This is a genomic window from Arthrobacter sp. FW306-1B-F12A (assembly GCF_058781865.1).
Map to the genome: position 1 here is coordinate 1 of NZ_JBYSXD010000061.1, position 25318 is coordinate 25318.

General features: G+C 65.0%; 17 protein-coding genes. 3 read left to right on the forward strand and 14 right to left on the reverse strand.

Annotated elements, in window-relative coordinates; all coding sequences use genetic code 11:
* Positions 1–5924, reverse strand: a 5924-nt coding sequence (locus AC3WJU_RS20345; protein ID WP_492260693.1) for a beta strand repeat-containing protein, incomplete at its 3' end; no start/stop codon positions are given.
* Entirely contained in the window at positions 5921–8812 is a 2892-nt protein-coding gene (locus tag AC3WJU_RS20350; protein WP_492260694.1) for a hypothetical protein, read from the reverse strand. The genes AC3WJU_RS20350 and AC3WJU_RS20345, both read right to left, overlap by 4 nt.
* Positions 8813–8942: 130 nt before the next feature.
* Here AC3WJU_RS20350 and AC3WJU_RS20355 point away from each other — a divergent pair, with 130 nt between their 5' ends.
* Positions 8943–9155: a hypothetical protein gene (locus tag AC3WJU_RS20355; RefSeq protein WP_492260695.1), complete on the forward strand. Its 213-nt coding sequence runs from the start codon at positions 8943–8945 to the stop codon at positions 9153–9155.
* An 80-nt stretch (positions 9156–9235) separates the two neighbouring features.
* Here AC3WJU_RS20355 and AC3WJU_RS20360 read toward each other — a convergent pair whose 3' ends face one another.
* The 3 genes from AC3WJU_RS20360 to AC3WJU_RS20370 all read right to left on the reverse strand — a co-directional run bounded on the left by AC3WJU_RS20360 (position 9236) and on the right by AC3WJU_RS20370 (position 14108).
* Positions 9236–12151, reverse strand: a complete 2916-nt coding sequence (locus tag AC3WJU_RS20360; protein WP_492260696.1) for a Tn3 family transposase — start codon at positions 12149–12151, stop codon at positions 9236–9238.
* 110 nt (positions 12152–12261) lie between these two features.
* Positions 12262–13596: a hypothetical protein gene (locus AC3WJU_RS20365; RefSeq protein ID WP_492260697.1), complete on the reverse strand. Its 1335-nt coding sequence runs from the start codon at positions 13594–13596 to the stop codon at positions 12262–12264.
* Positions 13597–13598: 2 nt separating this feature from the next.
* Positions 13599–14108: an RNA polymerase sigma factor gene (locus tag AC3WJU_RS20370; protein WP_284991616.1), complete on the reverse strand. Its 510-nt coding sequence runs from the start codon at positions 14106–14108 to the stop codon at positions 13599–13601.
* A gap of 131 nt (positions 14109–14239) precedes the next feature.
* Between AC3WJU_RS20370 and AC3WJU_RS20375 the strand changes: the two genes are divergently transcribed.
* On the forward strand, positions 14240–14503 hold the full coding sequence (locus AC3WJU_RS20375; RefSeq protein ID WP_332603679.1) for a hypothetical protein: 264 nt from the start codon (positions 14240–14242) through the stop codon (positions 14501–14503).
* Between the two features lie 44 nt (positions 14504–14547).
* Here AC3WJU_RS20375 and xerD read toward each other — a convergent pair whose 3' ends face one another.
* The 9 genes from xerD to AC3WJU_RS20420 form a co-directional block, all read right to left on the reverse strand.
* Entirely contained in the window at positions 14548–15540 is a 993-nt protein-coding gene (gene xerD / locus AC3WJU_RS20380) for a site-specific tyrosine recombinase XerD (RefSeq protein WP_306963741.1), read from the reverse strand.
* Positions 15513–16175: an NUDIX domain-containing protein gene (locus AC3WJU_RS20385; RefSeq protein ID WP_284991618.1), complete on the reverse strand. Its 663-nt coding sequence runs from the start codon at positions 16173–16175 to the stop codon at positions 15513–15515. Before AC3WJU_RS20385 ends, xerD begins: the two co-directional genes overlap by 28 nt.
* A gap of 27 nt (positions 16176–16202) precedes the next feature.
* Complete coding sequence (pyrG, locus tag AC3WJU_RS20390) at positions 16203–17945, reverse strand: CTP synthase (RefSeq protein WP_492260698.1); 1743 nt, start codon at positions 17943–17945, stop codon at positions 16203–16205.
* A 212-nt stretch (positions 17946–18157) separates the two neighbouring features.
* Positions 18158–19897, reverse strand: a complete 1740-nt coding sequence (recN, locus tag AC3WJU_RS20395; RefSeq protein ID WP_441438369.1) for a DNA repair protein RecN — start codon at positions 19895–19897, stop codon at positions 18158–18160.
* Between the two features lie 3 nt (positions 19898–19900).
* Positions 19901–20923, reverse strand: a complete 1023-nt coding sequence (locus AC3WJU_RS20400; protein WP_306963648.1) for an NAD kinase — start codon at positions 20921–20923, stop codon at positions 19901–19903.
* 13 nt (positions 20924–20936) lie between these two features.
* Positions 20937–21749 carry a TlyA family RNA methyltransferase gene (locus AC3WJU_RS20405; RefSeq protein ID WP_492260699.1) on the reverse strand — a complete coding sequence of 271 codons (813 nt, stop codon included), beginning with the start codon at positions 21747–21749 and terminating at the stop codon, positions 20937–20939.
* A 2-nt stretch (positions 21750–21751) separates the two neighbouring features.
* Entirely contained in the window at positions 21752–22006 is a 255-nt protein-coding gene (locus tag AC3WJU_RS20410; RefSeq protein WP_441438372.1) for a hypothetical protein, read from the reverse strand.
* Between the two features lie 9 nt (positions 22007–22015).
* On the reverse strand, positions 22016–23005 hold the full coding sequence (locus AC3WJU_RS20415; protein WP_059390265.1) for an HAD-IIA family hydrolase: 990 nt from the start codon (positions 23003–23005) through the stop codon (positions 22016–22018).
* The gene (locus AC3WJU_RS20420; protein ID WP_492260700.1) at positions 22998–23840 is read right to left on the reverse strand and encodes a hypothetical protein; all 843 of its coding nucleotides are present in this window, start codon (positions 23838–23840) and stop codon (positions 22998–23000) included. The genes AC3WJU_RS20415 and AC3WJU_RS20420 overlap by 8 nt, the downstream gene beginning before the upstream one ends.
* Positions 23841–23846: 6 nt before the next feature.
* Between AC3WJU_RS20420 and AC3WJU_RS20425 the strand changes: the two genes are divergently transcribed.
* Positions 23847–24926, forward strand: coding sequence for a hypothetical protein (locus AC3WJU_RS20425; RefSeq protein WP_492260701.1), 1080 nt, complete (start codon positions 23847–23849; stop codon positions 24924–24926).
* Positions 24927–25318 lie beyond the last annotated feature (392 nt).

The following is a 25318-nucleotide window of genomic DNA, read 5'->3' on the forward strand; positions in this document are numbered from 1 at the left end:
GGGTTGGGGTTGGCGGGCAGGGTGCTGGTGCCAGCGGTGGTGGCGAGTTTCCCGTCCGGGGTGTAGGCCAGGGTTTCCCCGGCACGGCCGGTCATCCGCCCTGCCGCGTCCCAGGAGAAGTTGCTGGTGGCGGGTGACCCCGTCGCGGGCGTGCTGGTCATGGACTGGAGCTGGTGCGGCCCGGGCAGGCCGCCGGTCACGGGACCGTTGAAGTAGCCCATGGTGTCGGCGATGAGCTGCACCGTGCCGGGGGAATCGTTCGTGAAGGAAATCGTCCCGTCCGCCCCGACCGCGGTGATCGCGAAGTTTGGGATGATCTGCCCCGCCGTGTAGTTCAGGTTCGACGTGCCCGGTTTCGGGGTCCCGCCCGCGTAGGCGGTGATGACCCCGGAGGAGGTGGAGTTCGCGACGGTGATGTTCATCGCGACAGCGGAGACACCGGTGGCTGGGAGACCGCCGCGCCCGGTGACTTTCACGCTGATCGTCTGCCCGGGCCCGACGGGTCCGTTGACCCCGCCGGTGCCGTTGCGTGTGTCGAGCTGCCGGAACGGGGTCTGGGCGGAGAACGCACCCGGGACCGTCGCAGTGCCGCCGAGGAAGTACCCGGACGTGTCGGCGATGATCTGCACCGTGCCGGAGGAATTGTTCGTGAACGCGATCGTGCCGTCGGACGCTACCGGAGTGATAGCGAAGTTGGAGACGATCTGCCCGGTCGCGTAGTTCAGATTCGAGGTGTTCGGTTGTGGAGTCCCGCCCGCGAAGGCGGTGATGGCCCCGAACGAGGAGGAGTTGGCGACGGTGATGTTCATCGCGACCGCCGACACACCGGACGCCGGGAGACCCCCGCGGCCGGTGACCTTGACCCTGATGGTCTGGCCCGGGCCCACAGGGCCCGTGACCCCGCCCGTGCCGTCGCGGGTATCCATCGTCCGGAACGGGGTCTGGGCCGAGAACGCACCCGGTGTGGTGGCTGCGCCGCCGAGGTAGTAGCCGGAAGTGTCCGCGAGGATATCGACCGTGCCCGAGGAACTGTTCGTGAAGGCGATCGTGCCGTCGGCGCCGACCGGGGTGACCGCGAAAGCCGCAACCGTCTGCCCCGGGCCGTAGTTCAGGTTCGAGGTGCCGGGGCGGGTGGAGTCTCCCGCGTAGGCGGTAATGAACCCGTTCGAGCTGGGGTTGGTCACGGTGATGTTCATCGCCACAGCGGACACAGCGGTCGCGGGGATGCCTCCTTGGCCGGTGACTTTGACTTTGATGGTCTGTCCGGGGCCGACGGGTCCGTGGATCCCGCCGGTGCCGTTGCGGGTGTCGAGCTGCCGGAACGGTGCCTGGGCGGAGAACGCGCCCGGCGCGGTGACGGCGGCGCCGGGGTAGGTGTAGTTTTCCGTGGCGGCGAGATTCCCGGCGTTGTCGAAGCGTTTGACCTGGGACCGGTCCCCGGCGGGCGTGTAGGCATAGGTTTGCGCGTACGGTGCCGGGCCGCCGAGGCCGGGCACCGAGCCTGATGCCGGGGTTGGGGCGGTGGTGCAGTTCTTTGCTGCTGCGGTCCAGGCTGCGGAGAGCCGGGAGGCGTAGTCGTAGCTGTAGCACTGGTAGTCATCGGGTTGGCCGGGCCGGTTCGGGTACCACTGTTCCCGGGCGCTGAGCTTGCCCGAGGGGGTGTAGGTGTAGTTGGTGGTGCCCAGGTCCGCGATGACGCCCTTGGCTGTGTTGCTCGCGGATTGGTTGCTCAGGCGGCCGGTGTTCGCGTCCCAGGTGTAGGTGATCTGGTTCTGCCCGGTGGTGTCGGCCGTGGGGCTGCTGAAATTGGCGTCGTACTGCTGGAAGGTGCGCAGGTGGTTCAGGTCGTCGTACCCGGTGGCGCCGGCGATGGTGTCATTGACGTTTGAGATGGAGGTCGGGTTTTCGAGGCCGTTGTAACCGTAGTTCATGGTCTCTGCCGGGAGCCCCCCGATCGCGGGGGTGGTTTGGCTCTTGAGTTTCCCGGTGGTGGTGTAGGTGTTGTTGGTCGTGTAGTCCCCGGCGTATCCGGTCAGACCGCCGGGCAGGGTCGTTGTGGTGGTGGCTGGCTGGTTGGCGGCGTTGTAGCCGGACATGGCCGTGGTGACCTGCTGGTCGTAGTTTGTGCCGTTGAACCGGGTGGCGGTGCTGAGCTGGCCCTTTTTCTCCCCGTCATAGGTGCTTGTGGTAACAGTGTGCGCGGTGCCGCCTTGCGGGGTGACCGTCGTGCTGGTGGTCCGGTCGAGCGCGTCGTAGGCGTAGCTGGTGAGGTTCCCGGCGCCGTCCGTGGTGCCCGTGACCCGGCCGGACGCGTCATAGCTGGTGGTGGTGGTGCCGGTGTCCGGGTCGTTGGCCGTGGTTTGCCGGCCGGCGGCGTCGAAGGCCCAGGTCCACTTGTTCCCGGCGGTGTCCGTCATGGCGGTCATCCGGCCCAGTGCGTCATAGCTGTAGCTGGTGGTGTCGGGTGCGCCGGTGGGCGTGGTGCCGTGGAAGAGCTGGCGGGAGACGGTCTTGCCGGCGGCGTTCACCACCGTGGTGGCGGCGGATTCGTTTCCGGGGCCGGTGATTGTGGTGGTGTCCGCGCCGGTGTAGCTGAGGTTGGTGGTCCAAAGGGTCTGGTTGTCGTTCGCGAGGGCTGTGTCCGTGAGCAGGCGTCCTGCGCCGTCATAGTCGTATGCGTCCGAGGACGGCACAGCGAGGCTGCTCAGTGTGAGGGTCGAACTGGGGTTGGCGGGGAAGTGGTAGGCGTTGTTGACGCGCAGCTTGGCGCCGATGCTGTTGTACATCGTGTCGGTGGCGATGGTGCCGGCGTTCGGGCCGGGCCGCTGCGTTTGACGGATCCGTCCGAGGCCGTCGTAGATCTCGTAACTGGATGTCTCCATGTTGTTGCCGGCGACGTTGGTGTGCATGATCGATGACGGCACGGACTGGGAGATCGAGTAAACGGTGGCCTGGGTGGGTGTTGGGTTGCTGGCCTGCGGGCGCATGGGATCCCACACACCGGTGACACGGCCGGACGCGTCGTACTGGTAGCTCGTGACGTTGCCGTTCTCGTCCGTGCTGGAGGTCTTGTTGCCTCGGATGGGATCGAGGGCGGTGGTCGTGGTCCAGAGCAGCGGGTTCTTGGTGGTCACCGAGGCAGGCAACCCGGTGGTGGGCGTGTAGGCGATCTGGGTGGTGCGGGCGCTGCCGGTGGTGTTGTCCGTGGAGGACACCACCCGGCCCAGGGAATCGTAGGCCAGGGTGGGGCCGGCCTGCCAGGCGGCGACGGTGGTGCCGTTGACCGCGGCGGCAGTGTCGGTGCGTGACGGGTTGCCCAGGGTCGGGGCCTGGTAGGTGGGCGCGCCGGGGGTGGCGGCCATCGAGGAGTCATACAGTGTGGCGGCGGCGGCGATGATGTTCCCGGCGGGTGCCCCGTTTCCGGTGCAGGGCCCGGCGTAAGTGGTGCTGGTTGCGGGCAGTGCGAGCAGGTTCACTGTGGGGTTGTCCGCGTAGGCGGTCACGGTGCAGCTGCCCGGGGTTCCGCCCTCTCCGGAATTGGACACGGCCGTGACGCGCCCATAGTTCGGGTTGCCGGTCTCGAAGGTGTTCGTGACGGTGGTGGTTCGGGTGCCGGTGCTGCTGGCGAGGATTGCCTTCACCGATGCGGTGCCGGTGTGCCGGGCGGTCGGGGAGCCGAGGGCGCTGGTCCCGGTGGCGGTCGGGCCTGAGGACCAGGGGATGCTGATGCTGGTGCTCAGCTGCGGCCCGGTCTCACCGACGAATTTCTGGGTTTCCACCGCTGCCCCGGCCAGCCAGATCGAATCGGTGATCGCGGTGCCGTCGGAAACGGTCACGGAGGAGGACCTGACCGCGCTGCTGCTGGAAGGTGTCCCGTCCAGGCCGCGCAGATAGGTGGTGATGCTGGAGGGGTTGAGCGCGGCGGTGCCCGTTCCGGTGATGGTCTTGACCTTGGACCAGCCCGCGTTCACGGACCAGGTCAGCGTCGACCCGGTGGTGGTTCCGGCGACATAGGCCGGCGCGGCGTATTTCCACGCCGGGGTGCCCTGGTATTCGTAGCGGGTCGCCATGGTCGCCGAGCCGTTGGCGCCGGGCCCGGCGTCAGTGGTGATCGAGGCGACGGGGTAGATGTGGAAGTAGTCCATCCGTCCTGGCTGGGCGATGGGTGTCGTCGGGGTCCAATACTGCGGGAAGCAGCGCAGTGTGTTCGTCTCGGGAGCGGCCGGGAGGTTGGTCCCGGAACATTCAGTGCCCAGGTATGAGACCGCGATGGAGGCGCCCGTGACGGTGGTGATCTTGCCGATCCGGTACCGGTCCAGGGGTGCGAGACCGTCGGCCTGGGACGGGACAACCCGGTTCTGCAGGGACGCACCGGCAAAGACCACGCCCGGGTCCGAAACCGCCGCGCCCGCGCCTGTGGCCGTGTTGAGTCCTTGATGGTCCACCGATCCCAGCCACAGGGCCGGTTTGGTTCCGTCTCCGGGGTCCGGCATGGAGTGGTGAAGGTTCCAGGCGTCGACGTCCTGGTACGTTCCCGGGCCGGTGTTGGTGCGGGTGGTGACTTTCAGCAGCCGCTGATCGCTGTAGAACGTCGGCGAGTACACCGTGCAGGCGCCGGTCGACGCGCACGCGAAACTGGTCGGGACGTCGTTGCCCGAGGGGCAGGTAATATCCCCCGTGCAGCGGCCGGTGTAGGCCAGGTCGATGCGCAGCGGGGAAGAGGAACCCAGCTCGGCGCCGGCGCGCATGCCGTAGTCGACATGGTCCAGCCGGCTGGAGCGCACATAGCTCTTCAGCGGACCCGTCCCGGCCTGGGTCGTGTAGTTGTTGGTGTCCTGGGTGTAGTAGAACGCTTCGGAGTTGCCCTGAAGGTCCACCACGTAGTCCAGGTTCCAGGCGTAGGCCTGCTGGCACAGCGAGTCCGCGAAGTTCGCGGCGGCGCAGGGCTGGGTCGGCGTGGCCGCGCCGACCGGGACCGTGTCGGCGGAAAACGTTGAGGCCTGTCCGGCCGTCCAGCCCGGGAGGTGGTTGCGGCCGAAGAAGTACTGGGTGCCGGAGGTGTCGGTCAGTTTCCAGTACCCGCCATCAAACGTACCGTTGGAACCGGGATTGGTCAGGTATTCGACCTTAGTGTTGTCATCATTCTGCAGCTTGTACGTCCCGCCCGGGCCGGCGTCCTTGATGACCTGGCCGGAGCGGCCACCGAACGAGATGCTGAACTGCTGCCCGCCGGGGTTCCCGCACAGGTCATAGGAACCGCTGACTCCCTGGTCCATGCAAGGGGTGAACTTCTGCCGGATCGACCCGGCCCCGGCCATGGACCAGCCGTCACCGATGGTAGAGGCCTGATTGTTGGTCGCGCTGGTCAAACCGTCGATCGAGGAGGAATCATAGGCAAGACCCAGGGCCGGTGTCGGCCCGGCGGGGGCCTTCCGGGCGCTGAACGGGTAGCTCCAGGTGAAAGCGCCGGTCTGGCCCGTGACACCCCAGGAACCGGATGACACCCCTGGCAGGGCGGTGAAGTTCCCGGTTCCCTGGTCATTGACCGGGACCGGCGCCGGTGGCGCTGTCATCGGGGCGCCGCCGGCGAAGACGGCCGTCTTCACGCTCAGTCCGCCCCCGGCACCCTGGCTCCGGACCGGGGTACCGGTGAGGACGGCGGGTGCTGTGCCGTTGACGGTCCCGTGGACGGATGCCGGGTCGGTTCCGGTCACGAACGGCGGCACACTCACAGGGTCCTGGCTTGCCGGGGTCCAGGGGGTGACCGGGACGTCGTCGCTGTGCTCAGACGCAACCCCTGAGGTCCATCCGGTCGCAGGATTGACCGTGATCGCGAAAAGACCCGCGGAGGCGGTGACCACCGCGGCAGTCACCGCGAGAACGATAGCGCCACCGCGACGGGGACGGTTCCGGACGTTTCTCATTTCAGAACCCCCATCGGGTAGGCGCCAGTCGTGTTCGCGATGCTTTTGAAGGTCGAGTGGGCAGTGTTGAACTGGGTGGCGGTCAACACTCCCTGAGTGACGACAGGGTTCATGATGCGGCCGATGAACTGGCCGCCGCCGCTGGTCGAGGATGCCCCGAGCAGTACGGGCTGATCTGCCGGGGCGGCGATGTGGGTCTGGGTGGCGGTCGCGTATGTCCAGGTCGTGGTGTAGCCGTCTGAGCTCACGGTGATGCGCAGTTGCTGGTTGATCGTGTCGTAAACCGCGGACACGAAGGTCCACGAATTGACCGGCAGCTGGGACAAGCTTTGGACGGAATCCAGTCCGGTCCCGTTGGCTCCTGCCCATGCGTCGACTTCGGGACGGTGGCTGGAGGTTGCCATGCGGATCGCGCCGCCCGGGGATGCCGGCCCTGCCAATTGGGTGATCAGCGACTGGATTGTCGTGTCGGCGGCCGGGTTCGCCGGTGACGGGCAGAACCAGCCCGAGACGCTGAAACTCTGGGATGTGTCCACGGCGCGTTGGCTTGTGGTGGCGTACTGGCCCGAGCCGGTGAGCTGGAGGGCTTTTCCGGTTTCCGTGGCGCCCGGGCTAGGGGTGTCCTGGCAACTTGTTGTGGGTGCCGGGTTGCCTCCGCTCGTCGCGACATCGACCCAGGTTGCCCCGTGCGCCGTCGCAGGAAGAATCGTTGACGGTGCCCCCGGCGCCGCGCCAGCGGTGAAGGTGTAGGACGTCGGGGCGGTGGACTTGGTCTGGCTGCCGACGTTGCCAGCGTAGTCAAAGGCCCAAGCGGTCACCATGGTGGTGGCATCCACCGGCGTGACCGTGGCCGTTACCGTCCTTCCGTCGGCCGGACAGACCACCACGAATTCCCGCACCCGCGTATTGCAACTGACAGTGGTCGGCACAGATGAAGGCCCATTCCCGTCCGTGACCGCGTACACGAATCCTTGGGCAGGGTACGTCCCTGAATCGTTGAGCTGGAACTGATACGTACTCGCACCGACGGTACCTCCGTCATTCACCGTTCCGGTGGTGGTGCCTGGTGTGGTCGTGATCGTGGTCGGCGGGTTGATCGACGGTGCATCAGGTGCCGTTGTCTTCACTTCGAAGAAGAACTGCATGACCCCGGAGTTCACGCCCTGGGCGTCCTGTGACTGGGCCTGAATCTGATACACCCCGTCCGCCAGTGTTCCGGAAGGCGGGGTGGGCCAGGACGGATATCCCCCGGAACCGGGTGACGATATCGGAGAGGGAGTGAATACCGGCGTGCCTGAGCTGTTGAACACGGTCAGCCATGTCCAGATGTTCTGCCCCGCCGCGCCGTCCGGGTCCCCGACGGTCAGGGTATAGACCGGCTGGTTCATCCTCGTCACGTAGGTCGACGCGAACGGGGCACCGGTCCAGCGGGCATTGTAGATCGTCCACAATCCCGGGGTGTAGGGCGGAGTGTCGTAAGTGACGATGATCGAAGCGTCGTTGTTGAACCGCTTCCACCCCAACGGGTCGCCCTCGTTGCCGGCCCACAGAGACACTGTCCACTGGCCCACGGTTTGCAGGGTGGACTTGATCGACGACAGGTTGAAACCCACCGTCCCGGCCGGGCAGCCCGAGTTGTACCCCATGGCCACGGTCCTGGAGTCCACCTTCGCGACCAGGCCGGGCTGGGCGTTCCACGTCGTGCCCGGGCTGATCCCGCCGGTCACCCACGCATCCACCGGCGTCGCGGTGCACGAGGAGGACCAGGTCTCGGTCGCATTCATCACGGCCGACATGATGATTTTCCCGGACATCGGCGTGGTGTCGAACTGGTAGTACCCGCGGGTCGTGTGGGAAACACCGTCCGGTGCCCAGTACGACGGGAGGTATCCGACGTGCACGGTGGAGTCCGTGTACTGGCCGTTCCAGTAAGGGGTGGTCGGGTAGGCGCTGTCCACGTACAGGTACGAAGCCCTCACCGTGGACCAGTCAGGATCCACGAACAACGGGTAGTGCAGGTTCGGCAGGCTCAGGATCTCGTTCATCCCCAGGACCTGGGTCTGCTTGCCGTTCTCGGACCCCATGCTCAGGGAGAACGGGCGGGTGATGCCCGGCCCGCCCGGATCGGAAGCGGATGCACCGGCCTGGGAGGAATCCCACCACTGCCCCATCGCCGTACGCAGTTCCGCCTTGCCCGTGTCCGTGCCCGTGGCCGAGAGACCGCCGCCGGGCTCGGCCTGGACGGTGGCGTTCTGGGCGTCCAGGAAAATGCGCATCTGCACCACCCGTGGGTCCTTCGCAGCCTCCGCGGTGGCGATCTTGAGTACCTGGGACACGCCGGTCTTGTGGCTGACCTGGATCAGATCCACCCCCGGCAACACCGACAGGTACGTGGCCGTGTTGCCCGAAACCACCGGCTCCGGCAGGGGATCGAAGGGCCAGGACTGCTTCACCACGTGCCCGCGCTTGTCATCCACGCTCGCCATCTGCGTGCTCCCGCCACGGGCCAGGGTCACATCGACAGGCGTCATCCTGGGTTTGAGGACCGCCTGCCCGTTCACGGTTGCCTGGACCAGGTCCGTGGAAATGTCCTGCCACCCGGCCGCCGTCTGCATGCGGACCGGTTCCGCGTTCACGGTCCGGGTGAACGTCCCGTCAGGGTGCGCCACGGTCTGCTCGGTCGGGGTGGTCAGGGCGTCGACCACGACATCGGACTTGTTCTGGGCCGCCTGGGTCTTGGCCACGCTCTCCGTCACCGGCCCGGTGATTCGAGTGCCGGTGCTCCCGGGCGGAGGTCCTGCCCAGGCCGGGCCGGGCGCCGCCAACAACCCTGCAACAACCGAGAAACCGCAAAGAGCACGCAACAGCACGGAGGAACGAGAACCCACGGGGACAACTTTCACGAGAAGCCAAGTGCGCGGGATCCCCAAATAGGCCGTTCCCCAAAGCACGGATATCTGAGAGCAAACTACATGCCGGCTGGATAAACACGCAACAGGCGCGGAAAACATTCGATTTATGAAGAAAGTGGCACGGAGCGCGGCAGAGGAACCCGGGCTTCAAAGTCCCGTCATCATGGCGGTGTACGCAACGCGCCGGTCGCCGCAACCGACTGGAACCCCGGACACCGCCCGCGTGAAGATACTGGCCCAAGGTCAAGCATCGAAGGAACGCGCCGCCTGCCCCACGGGACGAGGCAGCATCCGCCCCGGCCGGCTCTTCATCCCGTAGTCTGGCCACCTTTCCGCACTCTTGCTGCACGCGTCACGGTATCGGAATACCCCTGGCCGGAAGAGTCTCAAGCCCGACTATCAGTGCGTAGGCGCCGTGCCCAATTCCAGGTGGGTGTTCATGTCAAGGGTGAAGCGTCCGTAGGGGTTGATATGGGTCCAGAACAACGGGGTCAGGCCCCTGCGGTCTTCGGGTTCGAGGATCTCGTTGAACTCCTCGACCTCGAGCACGGTTTGAAGCATCAGCGTGTTGATCAGGACCAGAGAGGACTGTAGAAGGTGCAGGGCGAGCATGGACACCTCTGTCGTTTCACGGTCCGGGCCGGTGAGGTCGCGGTTCTTGCCGTAGAAGACGACGTCGTTTCCGCTGTTCCAGTTCTCCACGACCTGCAGCCCGGAGTTGATTTCGCGGCGGAGTTCCTCGCTTGCGAGGTAGTCGGCGGCGAAGATCGTCCGCACGACCCGTCCGAGTTCCTCCAGGGCCTGGTACGTGGGGTGTTTGGGCCCGCCGCGGGTGAAGCGGCGCAGGATCGTCTCCGATTCGGCAGTACCGAGCTTGAGGGCGGTGGCGTACTTGACCATCTGGTCATATTGCTGGGCGATGAGATCCCAGTTGATCGGCCTGGACAGCACCGGGTTGACCTCCCCGTAGACCTCTTCACTGCCGGCCCGGTAGAGGCGGATGGAGCCGATGTTCTTCAACCGCGGCAACAGCTTGAAACCCAGGAGCTCGGTGAACGCGAACCCCACAATCGAGGCCCCGTGGGTGTCAACGAAGTTCGATTCGATCTCGGCGTCGGTGTCGTGGCGCAGGACGCCTTCGATCATGGCAGCAACCTCGGAGGAGGAACAGTTCTTCAGCTGGGAATAGATGCACGTCGACTTCTTCTCCACGTGCCAGTAGATCATCACCCCGGGCCCGCCGTAACGGTTGTGCCACTCGGTCATCAGATTCGATTCCCAGGACCCGAACTTCTTCGAATCCGACGCACACGCATTCCCTTCACCCCACCAAGCAGGGTTCCTGGCTTCAAAGGTCGCGTTGACAACCTTGACAATCGCCTGGCGCAGGTTGTCTTTGGTAATGAATGTCCGGCGGACATGGCGTAACTCCCGCTCAGTCTCCCCGTGACCTCCGGCGTCCGTGACAGCTTTGATGCCCATGTTCGTCCCGAGCCCGAACAAACAAAGCAGCAGACGCTTGCGCAGCGTGTCACGATCAAGGACCTCGCGGGAGGCCACGGAAACGAACTCCCCGGTGAACCCGGTCAGGAAGTCCGCCTCCTTGAGGACCTCGAGCAAGTCCAGGGTGCCCCACCGTGCCAGGACCTCGTCCTTGAGTTTGCCCAGATTCACCGGTTCCACTTGTTTCTCAAGCTTCGGCACCTTTATCCACGGCGCCCCGCGACGTCTGGTGATCTTCACCCCGCCGGTAGTATCGGCCAGCAGCCCGTTATCCAGATGCTCCAGTGACCTCCTCATTCTGGACTGAAGATCAAAAATGAACTTCGCCGGGTCCCTCGGTTTCCGCAAAGCCTCATAGTGGAGCTCACGGGAAGCGTCGAAGTCCTGGGGAAGGTCCTCTTCCGGATCCCGCCACTTCCCGGCCCCGTCCACGAAAACCTCACGACGGCGCAACCCGTCCCGTAGGGACACGAGCAGGCAAAGCTCGTACGGGATCCGCTCAATCCTGCCCTTCTCGTCCCGGACAGCACCCTCCCAGGACCTGGGCACCACCCCCGCCACCGGGACCACCTCTCCGGGCGCGAAGAACTGGCTCTTACTTCCAGCATCCGCGTACCGTTCCAGCAACGCGATGGCATCCATGATGGGACGGAACGCCGTGTTGTGGCACCGGAACCGCAGCACGGACAGCAGTGCCGGCAGCATCCGCCGGTAATGATTCGAATACGAACCCCGCAACACGGTGCGGACCTTGCCCTGGAACACCGTCTCGTTGGCCTTTGCCTCCCGGACCAGTTGCCGCAGGGTCTTCTCACTCACCACCGGGAACACGGCCTTCCGGACCGTCTCATCAGGGCATGCAACCGCTGTCTCGGCGAGTTTGAACAGCAACGCCGTCTTCCCACGGACCCTTTGCAGATCCTCGGTCAGCTCTTTCTCGACCTTCTTCACCGCGCTGGTATTGATCTTCAACACCAGGACCAGCAACAGATCGACCAGGCTGTCAGCGATCTCCGCCGTACGTTGATGACACAACGCCGCCAAGAGCGTCAAGCGCACCGGTGCCGGCGCGTCATGGAAATCCGATGGATACATCCGCGCCGCCCTCGCCCGCCACGCACTCACGACCTTCTCCGACACCCCGGCGAACAAACCAGAAGGAAGAGCAAGACCCTGCGCTGCTGAAAGCTTCTCCACCTCCGCCAGCAACGATTCCAAACCAGCCGGGCCCGGATCAGCCTTCAACACCGACAACAGAGAACCCGCTGTTCCATCAGCGACGAGAGCCTCCAGACCAGCCGCACCCTCCTGCCCCAAAACCTTGACGACATCAGCACACAGGCGCTTCTCAAACAACGCCCGGCCAGCACCAACAATCCTGCCCGCACGCCCCGGCGGCTCAATCCGCTCCTGACGGCACCGGGAGAGCAGAGCCTCCACAAGCGCAGACTCACGAACCTCCGACGGGCACACCCTCTCCGCCAACCACCCAGCCAGCCGGGCCTCATCAACGGAGGTGAACTCACGGAATCCAAAATGGGACCTGATCTCGGCCCGGTGGTACTTGATTGAACGCCCACCCCAATAAGGACCCAGCGCATCGATAGGAACAGAAATCTGTGCCGCAACATAGGTCAAAGCTCCGAGTGGAAGATCAGAAGGCCCGACCGGAAACCTGGCATGTTGCTGGAAGAACTTCAGCAACACAGCAAACCCTGCCCGAGTCGCTCCTGACTTCCGGGCCATCAATGCCACATCGTCATCAACCAGCGTCCACGAATCAAGCAGCTCGCCCGTCAGCTCAAGGCCCATACCCAGAACTTAACCACACCTAGATTGCCCCTGAAGTCACCTTCAGGAGTACCGGGCCAAGAACGACGCCGGGCCGCTCACCTAAGGTGGCCCGGCGTCGCGCCGTGTCTCTAGCCCACCTTGGTGATCGTGAGCGAAGTGATGACCGCCTTGAGGTCTTTATAGGCTTGTGTCTGGGTAAAGGCCGCGGCTTCTCCGATGGTGGTGAATTTGTAAAGACCCCAGGAAGGCCCTCCCAGTGGACGGCGATCGGTGAAGCTAAAGAACTTCAAGGGACCGGGTCCTGCTACCGCGAGGTCAAGGACGCAGCCTATTCCGTCCTGTCCGGCGATACGGTTGGTAATTCCTATCCCTGCCTGAACCGGACCCCCGTCATTTGCGGCTGAGGTCATTGCGACATACACGAATCTCGGTGTGCCCTGGGCCGGCGACGCCAGGTCCGTCGGCAGCCCGGTCATGGGCTGACTGTCGAGGATCTTGTAGGGCGCCCTGTTTTGGCAGCCGCTGGTGCTCCAGTCATTGGTGTCGCCGAAGGCCAGCCGTGCCGTGTACTGGCCGCTGGAATCCGTGAGGGCGGTTCCCGGGCCGTTTGTGAGGGCAAGGCTGCCGGACGGATCGGCCAGTTGCCACGATGCCGGGTAATTGAAGCTCACTCTATAACCCGTGGACCGGTCCTCGTACGTCTTGAGACCTTCGGCGGCGAGTGATCCTGGCTCCGGGGAACCCACCAGATCGGGACGAAGCTCCACTGGGATTCCGTTGGTGACGAACGCCTTGTCCATGAATTGCTCAGCCGTCAGCCGATCGTTGTTGGACGCTGCGCCTGCCCAGTTCCCAAGGCTGGTTTCCTGCACATAGCTCCCGTTGACAAGCTTGGCGATCCAGAACCAGTCCCCCGGTTCCGGGTTCGGATTGTCGCTTGGTGCGGGCGCCATGATGCTCATCCATCCGGCCTTGCAGCCCACAAGCCGGAGAACCGGTTTCAGCTGCTCCAATGAAGTCATGGCGCCCGTCAGGTTCTGAATCGAGCACTCACCATGTCCGACGCCGGCAAGTGACGTGGGCGCCGCCGTCGGGCCTGCTGTCTCGCTCGGGCTCGCCGTCGGGCTGGCTGTGCCGGCCGCCGTAGCTGTGGCTGTCGGTGGCGCGCTCGGCGTCATGGAGGACGTGCCGGCCGGATCCGGGACTGCAGTGATCAAACCCAAGTGCGCTGCCACGAGCACCCCTGTGGTCACCGCGGCAGCGGCCATCGTCAGCAATCCTGCAATCCTGGCATTCCGCAGCCGGCGTCCAGCCGCCATGGACCGAACGTTCGGCGGCAGCTTGTCAGGACCGTTCCCGGGAGAAGCCAGCACCCGGACCAAAGCCGCCTCTGCATCCGGCACCGCGCCAACTCCGCTGCGCAACGGATCGGCCCCCTCAATCAATTCTCTGATCGGATCCATCCCTATGCCCCCAACTTCTGTGCCACCGCGCCGCTACCGGCCGGCAGTAGCTTTCGGAAAGCCTCCCGCGCCCGGTGCAACCGCACCTTCGCGGCCGACTCTCCGCACTGCAGGACCGCCGCGATCTCTACCATCGTCATTTGATCCCAGTACGCCAACTGCAGGATGTCCCGGTCTTTCTCCCGCATGGAATCCAACACCTCATCCACCAGCGAGTATCCGTTTCCGGCCCCGTCGCCGGAAACCACGGACTCACGGAGGCGCTCATGCAGTGCTACCTGGCGCCGATGGCTCCGATAAGCGTTTCCCAGAAGATTTCTCGCCACCGTGAACAACCAGGCCACATCCACCGATGACGCCTCATCCCACTTCTGCCAAGCGACCCGAAATACGTCCGCAGCCAACTCTTCGGCCACATGCGGATCCTCCACACGTCGCCGCACAAAACGGAAGATGCGCGGGTACGTATCCCTATGCAGCGCAACGAACGCCGATTCCCCCTCGGAAAGCACAATCCCCCACTCTCAATCCGAAACCCCAACCAAACCCTGGCCAACTGTATAGTTTCCGGCACGAGCCCGCAGGTTACAGCGCTGCCACGCCAACCGGACCAGCAAGAGCCGCCGGTTGCTAGAGTGTCGCCATGAGCCAAGAGGGGAACGAGCAAGCCTCCGAGGCCTGGCTGCCTGGCTGGCTGGTCCGGCATCCGCTCTACGCCGGGTGGGTATGGACCGGATTCTGGGCGTTGTTGATCGTCCTCGACGAATTCCTGCGCTCCCGGCCTCATCTGAGGCGGGTGGTTGTCGGCTTGGCGCACCCGGGCCTTCTGCTCGTAGCCGGCCTCGGCATGTCCATTTTGGCGTTGTTCCTGAACGCGGTGGAACTGACCTTCAAGGTCTTGGCGTAACCGGCACCGAACTGCGTGCAGTGTCCAGCGGGTGGCGCAATGCGTCAGCCGAGGGCTCGCGGATGCGCAGCCGCATACACTTCACGCAAAGTGTCGGCAGTGACCAAGGTGTACACCTGCGTGGTGGTCACCGAGGCGTGGCCCAGGAGCTCCTGAACCACCCGGACGTCAGCGCCGCCCTCAAGCAGATGCGTGGCGAAAGAATGCCGGAGGGTGTGCGGGGAGACGTCCTTGGTGATGTTGGCCTTCTCGGCCGCGGTCTTGAGAATGGTCCAGGCGCTCTGCCGGCTGATCCGGCCTCCGCGGGCATTCAGGAACAGCGCCGGCGTGCCTTTTCCTTTCGCGGCCAACGCAGGCCTTCCGCGAACCACGTAGGACCCGACGGCCCGTGCACCGTAAGACCCCAGCGGAACCAGGCGCTCCTTGGAACCTTTTCCGAAGAGCCGCACGATCGCAGGACCATCGGCTTCCGCTTCGAGCGAGACATCGTCGACGTCAAGGCCTACAGCTTCGCTGATGCGGGCACCTGTGGAGTAGAGGAACTCCAAGAGCGCGCGGTCCCTCAACCCGGTGGCGGTGTCGGCACCGGCAGCCTCAAGTATGCGGGTCACTTCTCCGACGCTAATTGCCTTCGGCAGACGCTTGCCGGGCATTGGCGGGTGGACATCGCTGGCGGGGTCCGCCGTCGTCGTCCCCTCCAGGGCCCAAAACTTGTGCAGCCCCCGGACGGCAACCACGGTGCGGGCCGCAGAGCGGACGCCGAGGGCGGCGCCCCCATCGGAACCGTCTGCCAACGCCTGCACAAAGGCGGTGACGTCACGCCGGGAGATATTGCCCGGGTTGTCGACGCCGGACGCGGCCAGGAAGTTCGAATAGCGGGACAGGTCCCGTCGGTATGCGGACAGAGTGTTGCTTGCAAGGCCTCGTTCCACGCCGAGGTGTTGCAGGTAGTCCGTGACGGCCCGGTCAATGGCGGTCCGGACCCTGGTCTCCGCGAGCTGGGGCACGGTCAGCGCTGGCTCGGGTGGGCGGGCCAGGGAGCATCGGCCGGCCGCAGGTTCCTGAAGCCGTCGGCGCGTGCGGCGGCGGCCGCGAGTATCCCGACGACGGCGGACGGGTTATGCAGGCGGCCCTCGAGGACCGCCGAAACCGCCTCGTCAAGCGTGACCCACACGAGTTCGATTTCGGCCTCTTCATCCGTGCGGACGTGCCGTTCCGCCTCGGGAACGTCACCCAATCCGCGCGCCAGATAGATGCGAATCGCCTCGCTCGAGGAGCCGGGCGAATTGAAGAAGTCCGCGAGGACATTCCACGTGGCCGCCGTGAGATCGGCCTCTTCCGCAAGCTCCCTGGCCGCGCCGACCACGAAGTCCTCGCCGGCCACGTCAAGAAGCCCGGCAGGAATCTCCCACAGGTCCATGCCCACCGGGTGGCGGTATTGCTTGAGCAACAGGATCTCGCCGTCGACATTCATCGGTAGCACCGCGACGGCGCCGGGATGGTCGATGTAGTCGCGGACCAAAGTGCCGGTGTCTTCGCCGAGCTCGAAGGCGTCACTGACGACGTCCCAAATACGGCCTTCATAGACCTTGCTGGACGACAAAAGACGGCGCGGGCTCGGCATGTCCGAAACCTTCCGAAAAGTGCTGGGGGTTTCAGAAATACCGGGCATCGCGCCGTCCTTCGTTTGCGTGAGCGATTACTTCGCAGCGACCTTGCGGGCTGACTTTGCTACCGAGTCCGCGCCGGACTGACGCTCCAGCGCGGCCTTCACGAGGCCGGCAAACAGCGGGTGCGGGCGCGTCGGGCGGGAGCTGAGCTCGGGGTGGGCCTGCGTTGCCACGTAGTACGGGTGTACGTCACGCGGCAGTTCCACGAACTCAACCAGCTTGCCATCGGGGGACGTTCCGGAGAACACGAGTCCCTCGGAGGCGATCTGCTCGCGGTACTTGTTGTTGACCTCGTAGCGGTGCCGGTGACGCTCGCTGACGGTTGTTGCGCCATAGGTCTCTGCAACCACGGAGCCTTCATCCAACTTGGCTTCGTAAAGGCCCAGGCGCATCGTGCCGCCTAGGTCGCCCTTGCCGTCCACGATGTCGAGCTGTTCTTCCATCGTGGCGATGACCGGGTACTTGGAGTCGGGTTCGAACTCGCTGGAGGACGCCCCCTCGAGGCCGACCACGTTGCGGGCGTACTCAATGACCATGCACTGGAGACCGAGGCACAGGCCCAGCACCGGAAGCTTTGTCTCGCGGGCGAACTTGAGCGCACCAAGCTTGCCCTCGAGGCCACGGATACCGAAGCCGCCGGGAACGCAAATGGCGTCGACGCCGGCCAAGGACTTGGTGGCGCCCTCGAGGGTTTCACACTCGTCGGACGGGACCCAGCGGATCTTGACCTTGGTTTCGTTTGCAAAACCGCCGGCACGCAAGGCCTCGGTCACGGACAAGTATGCGTCCGGGAGGTCGATGTACTTGCCCACGAGGGCAACTTCCACGTGGTGCTTGGGGTTGTGGACAGCTTCGAGGAGCTTGTCCCAGCTGGTCCAGTCGACGTCCTTGAACGGGAGATCCAGGGCTCGGACAACGTAGGAGTCAAGGCCCTGGGTGTGCAGCGTCTTGGGGATGTCGTAGATGCTCGGCGCATCGGCGGCGTTGATCACGGCGTCGATATCGACGTCGCACATGCGGCCAATCTTTTCGCGCATGGCGTCAGGCACTTCGCGGTCCGAACGGATCACGATCGCTTCCGGCTGGATGCCGAGGGAACGCAGCGCGGCAACAGAGTGCTGTGTTGGTTTGGTCTTCAGTTCCTGCGAGGGTCCGATGTACGGCACCAAGGAGACGTGGAGGAAGAAGACGTTGTTGCGGCCGATGTCCTGGCGGACCTGGCGCGCGGACTCGAGGAAAGGCTGCGACTCGATGTCGCCCACGGTGCCGCCGATTTCGGTGATGATGACGTCCGGAGCGTTTTTGCCCTCAGCGGGGAGGCGCATGCGGCGCTTGATCTCGTCCGTGATGTGCGGAATGACCTGGACGGTGTCGCCGAGGTACTCACCACGCCGTTCCTTGGCGATGACAGTCGAGTAGATCTGGCCGGTTGTGACGTTGGCCGAGCCCTCGAGGTTCTCATCGAGGAAGCGCTCGTAGTGTCCGATGTCGAGGTCGGTTTCGGCGCCGTCGTCAGTGACGAAGACTTCGCCGTGCTGGAAGGGGTTCATCGTGCCCGGATCCACGTTGAGATAGGGATCGAGTTTCTGCATAGTTACAGACAAACCGCGTGCCCGCAGCAGGTGGCCGAGGCTCGAAGCCGTCAGTCCCTTACCGAGCGAGGACGCCACACCGCCAGTGACAAAGATGTGTTTGGTCGTCTTGGACGAGCCCGGGAACCGGGAATTTACACGGGAATTTGATCGCTGCACCACGGAATTCGAGCCTATCATCAATTGCGCCTCCAAAGGATCCGCTTTGCCGTTTTCCCAAATGCTCAATAGTCCCCTGCCGTGGGGCAAGGATCAAGAGTAAAGTCCACCCGGACCGGTAAAAACAGGCCGGGCGGCTGGGAATCCGCCGCCCGGCACCGGGACCGCCGAAGCGGTCTCCCAGCCCGACGAAGGCGCGCATGTGACCGATGTCCCAGGCTGCGGCCGGGCTTCTATGCCTGCTGGGGCAGCAGTTTGGCGTCGTCCAGCAACTCCTGGGCATGCGCGCGCGCAGACTCCGAGTCTTCCTGCCCCGCGAGCATCCTGGCAAGCTCCTTCACGCGTTCTTCGTCATCGAGGAGCTGGACGTCGCTGGACGTGAAGCCAGAAGCGGTCTTTCCGTCGCTTCCCCGGACTGAGGTCTTGGTGACCCGAATGTGCTGGTCGGCGAAGGCGGCCACCTGCGGCAGGTGGGTTACCACCAGCACCTGGACGTGGCGGGCCAGCATGGCAAGCCGGCGTCCGATCTCGACGGCGGCACGCCCGCCCACTCCGGCATCCACTTCGTCAAAGACGAAGGTCGGCACCGGATCCACGGCTGCGAGGACCACTTCGATGGCGAGCATGACGCGGGACAACTCACCACCGGACGCGCCCTTGCCGAGGGGGCGTGCCGGGGCGCCTGAGTGCGGTTGCAGGAGGAAGGAGATGTCGTCGATGCCGTGCGGCCCCAGCTGTCCTTGGCTGTCCACCTCGATCACCAGGGTTGCATCGGCCATCGCAAGGGCAGTGAGTTCCGCACTCACGCGCGCGGAGAGCTCCTTGGCTGCCTTCGAGCGCGACTTCGAGATGCGCGTGGCCTGCTTTCGCAGCGTCGACTCCGCAGCAACCACCTCGGCGTCAAGCGCTTCGATCCGGCTCGAGTCATCCTGCAGTTCATCCAGGCGGGTCCTCGAAGCTGCCGCCCATTCCAGGACCTCGTCGATGCTCGGAGCGTACTTGCGGATAAGTTTTGCCAGCGCTGCGCGCCGCTCCTCGATCTCCGAAAGCCGTTCGGGTCCTTCGGAGTCCAGGGACGCTTGGTAGCTGGACAGCTCCCCCGCGATGTCGTTGACGAGGAAGCCGATCTCGGCGAGCCTTGCGGCGGCTCCCGCCAACGATTCGTCATGCTCGGAAACCTGGTCGAGCGCACGTTTGGCAGAGTCAATCAGAGTCGTGGCATCGGCCGTTTCGCCGAATTCCTCCGAGATCAGTGCTTCATGTGCTGCCGCGGCGGCGATGCGGAGCTCTTCCACGTTCGCCAACTTCACGGCCTCGGCCTTGAGGGACTCGTCCTCACCCGGCTGGGGGTCGACGTCGTCGATTTCGTTGAGCGCGACCGCGAGCGATTCCGCCTCGCGCAGCCTTTCGCGGGCCTCGCCGCGGAGTGTGTCGAGCTCTGCCTGGCTGGATTTCCAATGGCCGTAAAGCTCCTGGTATTCGGTGAGCATCGCCGCGAGCTCGGCCCCGGCGAAGCGGTCCAATGCGTGCCGCTGCGCCACGGCACCCTTGAGCCGGATCTGGTCCGACTGGCCATGCACCACCACGAGGCTCTCGCCAAGTTCCGCCAGCACGCCGACGGGCGCCGATCGGCCGCCCACGAAAGCACGGCTGCGGCCGTCAGCACCCACGGTGCGGGCCAGCAGGAGCTGGGTGCCGCCGTCGTACTCTTCCGCGTCGCCGCCGGCCTCCACGGCCCGTCCCACGGCGGCGTGCGCGGGATCGAGCAAGAGCGTGGCCTCCGCAGAGGCCGACTTGGCACCGGAGCGTACCGCACCGGCGTCGGACCTGGCCCCCAGAAGGAGCCCGACGGCGGTGACCACCATGGTCTTGCCGGCGCCCGTTTCACCCGTGACCACACTCAGGCCGGGCCCCAACGGCAAGGTGGCGTCGGTGATGACGCCGAGATCACGGATCCGGAGTTCCTCGATCATGGTTTACATCTCCTTTGTGGGGTCGGCCGCTCTGCCTGTCCGCACGTCCTGGGGCGTCGGCAAAGGGCTGGGCTTGAAGGTCCTGATCACGGGGGTAGGACCGGTGTGGATGTCAGCCGAACGGGGTGCCGGACCCCGCCAGCCGTGGATGGGCAGCTCAAACTTCCGCACGAGCCGGGCGGAGAACGGGGTCTGGTGGGTGCGGGCAAGCCGCACAGGCCGGGTGGACCGGGTTACTTCGATCCGGGCGCCGGGTGGGAGGTCCACGGAACGGCGGCCGTCGCACCAAAGCACGCCCTGGGCATCGGTCCTGGTGAGGATCTCCACGGCCAGCTTGGACCGCGGCGAAACCACGAGGGGTTTGGCGAACAGGGCATGGGCGCTGATGGGGACAATCACGAGGGCCTCCACCTCCGGCCACACCACAGGCCCGCCGGATGAGAAGGCGTAGGCCGTGGAGCCCGTAGGGGTAGCAAGCACCACTCCATCGCAGCCGAAGGACGTCAGCGGACGTTCATCCACTTCGGTCACCACTTCGATCATGCGCTCCCGGTCAGCCTTTTCGATGGCGGCTTCGTTGAGGGCCCAGGTATGCCAGATCTTCTGGCCGCGGACCCACACCTGGACATCGATGGTCATGCGCTCTTCCACTGTGTATTCGCGGCTGGCGATCCACTCGACGGTCTGGGCAAGATCGGCACGCTCGCTCTCGGCGAGGAAGCCGACATGCCCGAGGTTGACGCCCAACAGGGGAACATCGACGTTGCGGACCAGCTCGGCCGCGCGCAGGATGGTGCCGTCGCCGCCAAGAACCATCACGAGTTCGACGTCCTCCAACCGGACATCCTCGTGGAGTATCTCGATCGGCTTATCCACCACACCAAAGAACCGTTCGATGTCGTCGAGCTCAGATTTCTGCATCACGGGGATCAGGCCGGAGTAGTGGAGCTGCCCGCAGGCATCCCAGGCCGCGCGAAGGGAGTCCTCACGCCCGGTGTGGGCAAGGACCAAAACGCGCCTGCTCATGGTGTTCTGCTTTCTAGTGGGTGGTCCAGATTCGTTCCATCAGTGCAGCAACTTCGTCGTCCCGCTCTTCGATCTTAGGCAAGTCCGCCTGCATCCTGCGTTTTATCCACAGGAAGTACTCCACATTTCCGTCCTGGCCCGGCAAGGGACTCGGCGCCAGGCCGCACACTTCTAGCCCTGCGTCCGCGGCCGATCTAGCGACTTGGGCCACCGCGCGCCGCCGTTCATGGTCCGAGGTGACCACGCCGGTGCGGCTCAGCCGCTCCTTGCCGACCTCGAATTGCGGCTTCACCATGAGCACGAGGTCTCCCCCGGGCTCGGTGCATGCCGCGAGCGGATGCAGAACCAGGGTGAGGGAAATGAAGGACAGGTCGGCCACAGTGAGCGCGGCCGGCCCGCCGATCTGCTCGGGCGTCATGTAACGGACGTTGAGGCCCTCATGGACTGCGACGCGGGGATCGTTCCGCAGGGACGGCACTAACTGGTCATGCCCGACGTCGACCGCCACGACATGCGCGGCACCTTGCCGGAGCAGCACGTCAGTGAAGCCACCGGTGGAGGCTCCGGCGTCGAGGCACCGCTTTCCTTCCACAATGACGGCAGGGAAGGCCGCCAGCGCCCCGGCCAGTTTGTGTCCGGCACGGCTGACGTAAACGTCCTCGGCGTGGGCTTGAACATCAATTTCTGTCTCTTCGGAGACTTGTTGCGCTGCCTTGGCGAGAACGCTGCCTCCGGAACTGACCTTTCCGTCCGCAATGAGTTTCGCGGCATGGGTCCGCGATCTCGCCAATCCACGGCTGACGAGTTCCTGGTCGAGTCTGGCCATGCTCAGCGCTCGTCGGCGTCGAGGGCCGCCAGCAGGGAGTCGTGGATCTCGGCGTAGATACCGCTGTGCTCGGCCACGGGCACAGCGGAAATGCCCGCCAGCTGCTCCACGGCAGAGTCCACGGCTGCGTCACCTGTGGGGGCCGCGTCGTCCGGCCATGGGGCGTCGTGTGGTTCGACGCTTTGCGGCTCGGGGCTTTGAAGCTCAGCGCTTTGCGGACCGCCGGCGCCCTCCGGGTGATCGTTCAACTCGCTCATTGGACCAGTCTAGTTTTCCAGCCATTCGAGCCGCGGCGATGTAGCCTCTGCCGCGTCGGGATTGGCGGCCCACCAGGCTGCGCACGCAGCACGCCAGGCGTCCAGGTCCTTCTCGGAACCGGAGACGGTGATCAGGCCGTCCTGGACTTCGGCGGTTGCCTTTCCGCAGCGGAACGTGCTGTCCTCCTCGACGATCTCGGGGTACGGCTCGTACAGTTCCGTCAGGTCAGCCAGCAAGTAGCCGGGGCGTTCCGAGCTGCGAGCGGCAAGGATGGACTCGGGCGTGTCGACACCGGTGAGGACCGCCGCCGTCGCGAAGCCCGCACGGTTTCCACCAAGGATGTCGGTGTCCAGCCTGTCTCCCACGACGATCGGGCGCTCTGACTTCAGCCTCCGTGCCGCCGAGTGGAAGAGCGGGGCCTCCGGTTTGCCAGCGACCCGTGGCTGTTTGCCAGTGGCGGACGCGACGGCGGCCACGAGGGTGCCGTTTCCGGGAGCAATCCCGCGGGCCTGGGGAATGGACATGTCCGTATTGGTAGCCACCCAGAGGGCGCCTGCGGCCACGACGTAGGAAGCCTCCGCAAGATCCTTCCACGCGATGTCCGGGTTGAAGCCCTGGACCACAGCCACAGGGTTGTCTTTGGCGCTATGGACAGGTGTGAGGCCCACGAGTTCGATTTCGTGGGCCAGGGCCGGGCTGCCGGTGATCATTACCCTGGAACCCGGAGCCAGGAGTCCGGCCAAAAGGTCCCCGGCGGCCTGCGAAGAACTGACCACTTGGTTGTCCTCAGCAGGCGCGCCCAGTTCACGAAGATGCGCGGCAACCTGCGCCGGGGTACGCGACGCGTTGTTGGTGACATAGCCCAGGCGCACCCCGACCGACTCGAGCCGCTGCAGGGACTCCACAGCGCCGGGAATCGCGTGCGGACCTGCGTAGACAACTCCGTCCAGGTCGGACAGAACGGCGTCAAAACGCGATACCAGTGAGGCCTCAGTCATTCTTGGTCTCTTCGCCGTCGGAAGCCTCTTCTCCGTCTTCCTCGTTGTCCTCGTCTTCCTCTACGGAATCGCGGTCCGACTCGGCGTCGTCGGACTCGAAGTAGTCAGACTCGACGTCGTCGAGTTCTACGTCGTTCTGTTCCGTGTCGTCCTGTTCGGTGGTTTCGGAGGAGATGGCCGTCTCCGGGATCGCGGGCGCGGCCTCGGACGTGCTCTCTTCGGATCGCCCGGTGTTCTCTTCGATGTTCCGGAAACGGGGCTTGCGAACCTCGTTCTCGTCGTCCTCGCCGAGGTCGATGATGTCCGGATCCTCGAAGTCTCCAACGCCGAGGGCATTTTCGGCGACAACTGCCTGGCGCTGCCACTTGCCGGCTTCTTCCGTGCGACCCACTGCCGTCAGGGCGTCGGCGTAGGCACGGAACAGGCGCGGGCTGTAGGAGAAGGCACGGTTGATGTCGAGTTGGATGATCTCCAGCTCAGCGACGGCGGCATCCAGCTGGCCAAGATCGCTCCGGGCGCCGGAAGCCACAATGGCTAGCTCAACCTTGCCGGGAGCGTCGAGATCCTGGGCCTCGGGTGAACGGACGACGTCCAGCGCACGGTCCGGGCGCCCCAGACCGCGTTCGCAGTCAGCCATAAGGGGCAAATGGACGTTGGAGCCACTGATCCGGCGGTAGGTGCGGAATTCGCGAAGTGCCTCCCCATAGTGGCCGGCAGCGTAGGCAGTCAGGCCCACAGCCTCGCGGACAGCCGCCAACCTGCCACCACGGCGGCTTGCGGCGAGGGCATGCTGGAAGGACAGCTCAGGGTCGATATCGATGAGGCGGCCCGCCATCACCAGGTGCTTGGCAACCCAATCGGCATTCGTGCCTTCAAGGGTCTTGATCTGGTGCTTGGTGACCCGGTCGAGCTCCTGGCCTGTAACGTCGTCGTCGATCTCCGGGGAACGCTCGCGGTCCGGGCGGTTGGCGCTGCGCAGATCCGCCGCGTTGGGAACCCGGGCGGGACGCTCTTCCCAGGATCCGCCGCCGAAGCTACGTCCCTCGGTACGTGGGCCATCGAACTTGCGGGGACCGCGCTCGGGGCGGTCGCCGAAGCTACGGCGTTCTCCGTCGCCTTCGCGGCGCGGACGGTCACCGAACGGCTTCCGATCACGGTCGCCGTCGCGGCTCGGACGATCACCAAACGGTTTGCGATCGCGGTCACCGAAACTCGGGCGCGCATCCCCATCACGACGAGGACGATCACCAAACGGTTTGCGATCGCGGTCACCAAACGGCTTCCGGTCACGGTCACCGAAACTCGGACGCGCATCACCTTCGCGGCGCGGACGGTCACCGAACGGTTTGCGATCGCGGTCACCAAACGGCTTACGATCACGCTCACCGAAACTCGGGCGCGCATCCCCATCACGACGAGAACGGTCACCAAAGGGTTTACGGTCACGGTCACCAAACGGCTTACGATCACGGTCACCCTCACGACTCGGACGATCGCCAAACGGCTTCCGATCCCGGTCGCCGAAACTCGGACGCCCATCCCCATCACGACGAGGACGGTCACCAAAGGGCTTCCTGTCACGATCACCGAACGGCTTCCGATCCCGATCCCCCTCACGGCTCGGACGGTCACCGAACGGCTTCCGATCCCGGTCACCAATACTCGGACGCGCATCCCCATCACGACGAGGACGATCACCAAACGGCTTACGGTCGCCGTCGCGGCTCGGACGGTCACCAAACGGCTTACGATCCCGGTCACCGCCAGGAGCGCCGTCACGGATTTCCCTGGAACGGAATCCTCGCGGGTCGCCCCCGGAATTGTTGTTGGCGCGGAACGGGCCGCGATCGCCCCGGCCACCGCCGAAGTTGCCGCGGTTGCCGCCGTTGTGCTCAGCCATGATGGATTCCTCCTGTTGTGAGCTGACCACTGGCGCATGCGCAGCCGCTCTTATCCGTATTTTGTTCTCACGCCGCCGGGATCCGGCTCGTATCTCTTATGTAATTCTAGGTGAACAGGCATCTGCGAACGCATTCGTAGGCCGCCTATTCAGCTTCCCGTGGGAATCATCACAACCCCAAGCATGACTGAGCCGCTAGGGCTGGCTTACAGATCCGAGTCCGGGATCGGAATCCTCAAACAACGCCCGCTCACATATACCGGGTTCCGGCCGGACGCCCGCTCACATATGGCGGGTCCGGGGCGGACGCCCGCTCACGTATACCGGCTCCCGGCGGGACGCCCGCTCACTTATGGCGGCGGGCGTCGGTCGTGGAACCTGGATAGGTGAGCCGGGGTTTGGGATTTCCCTGC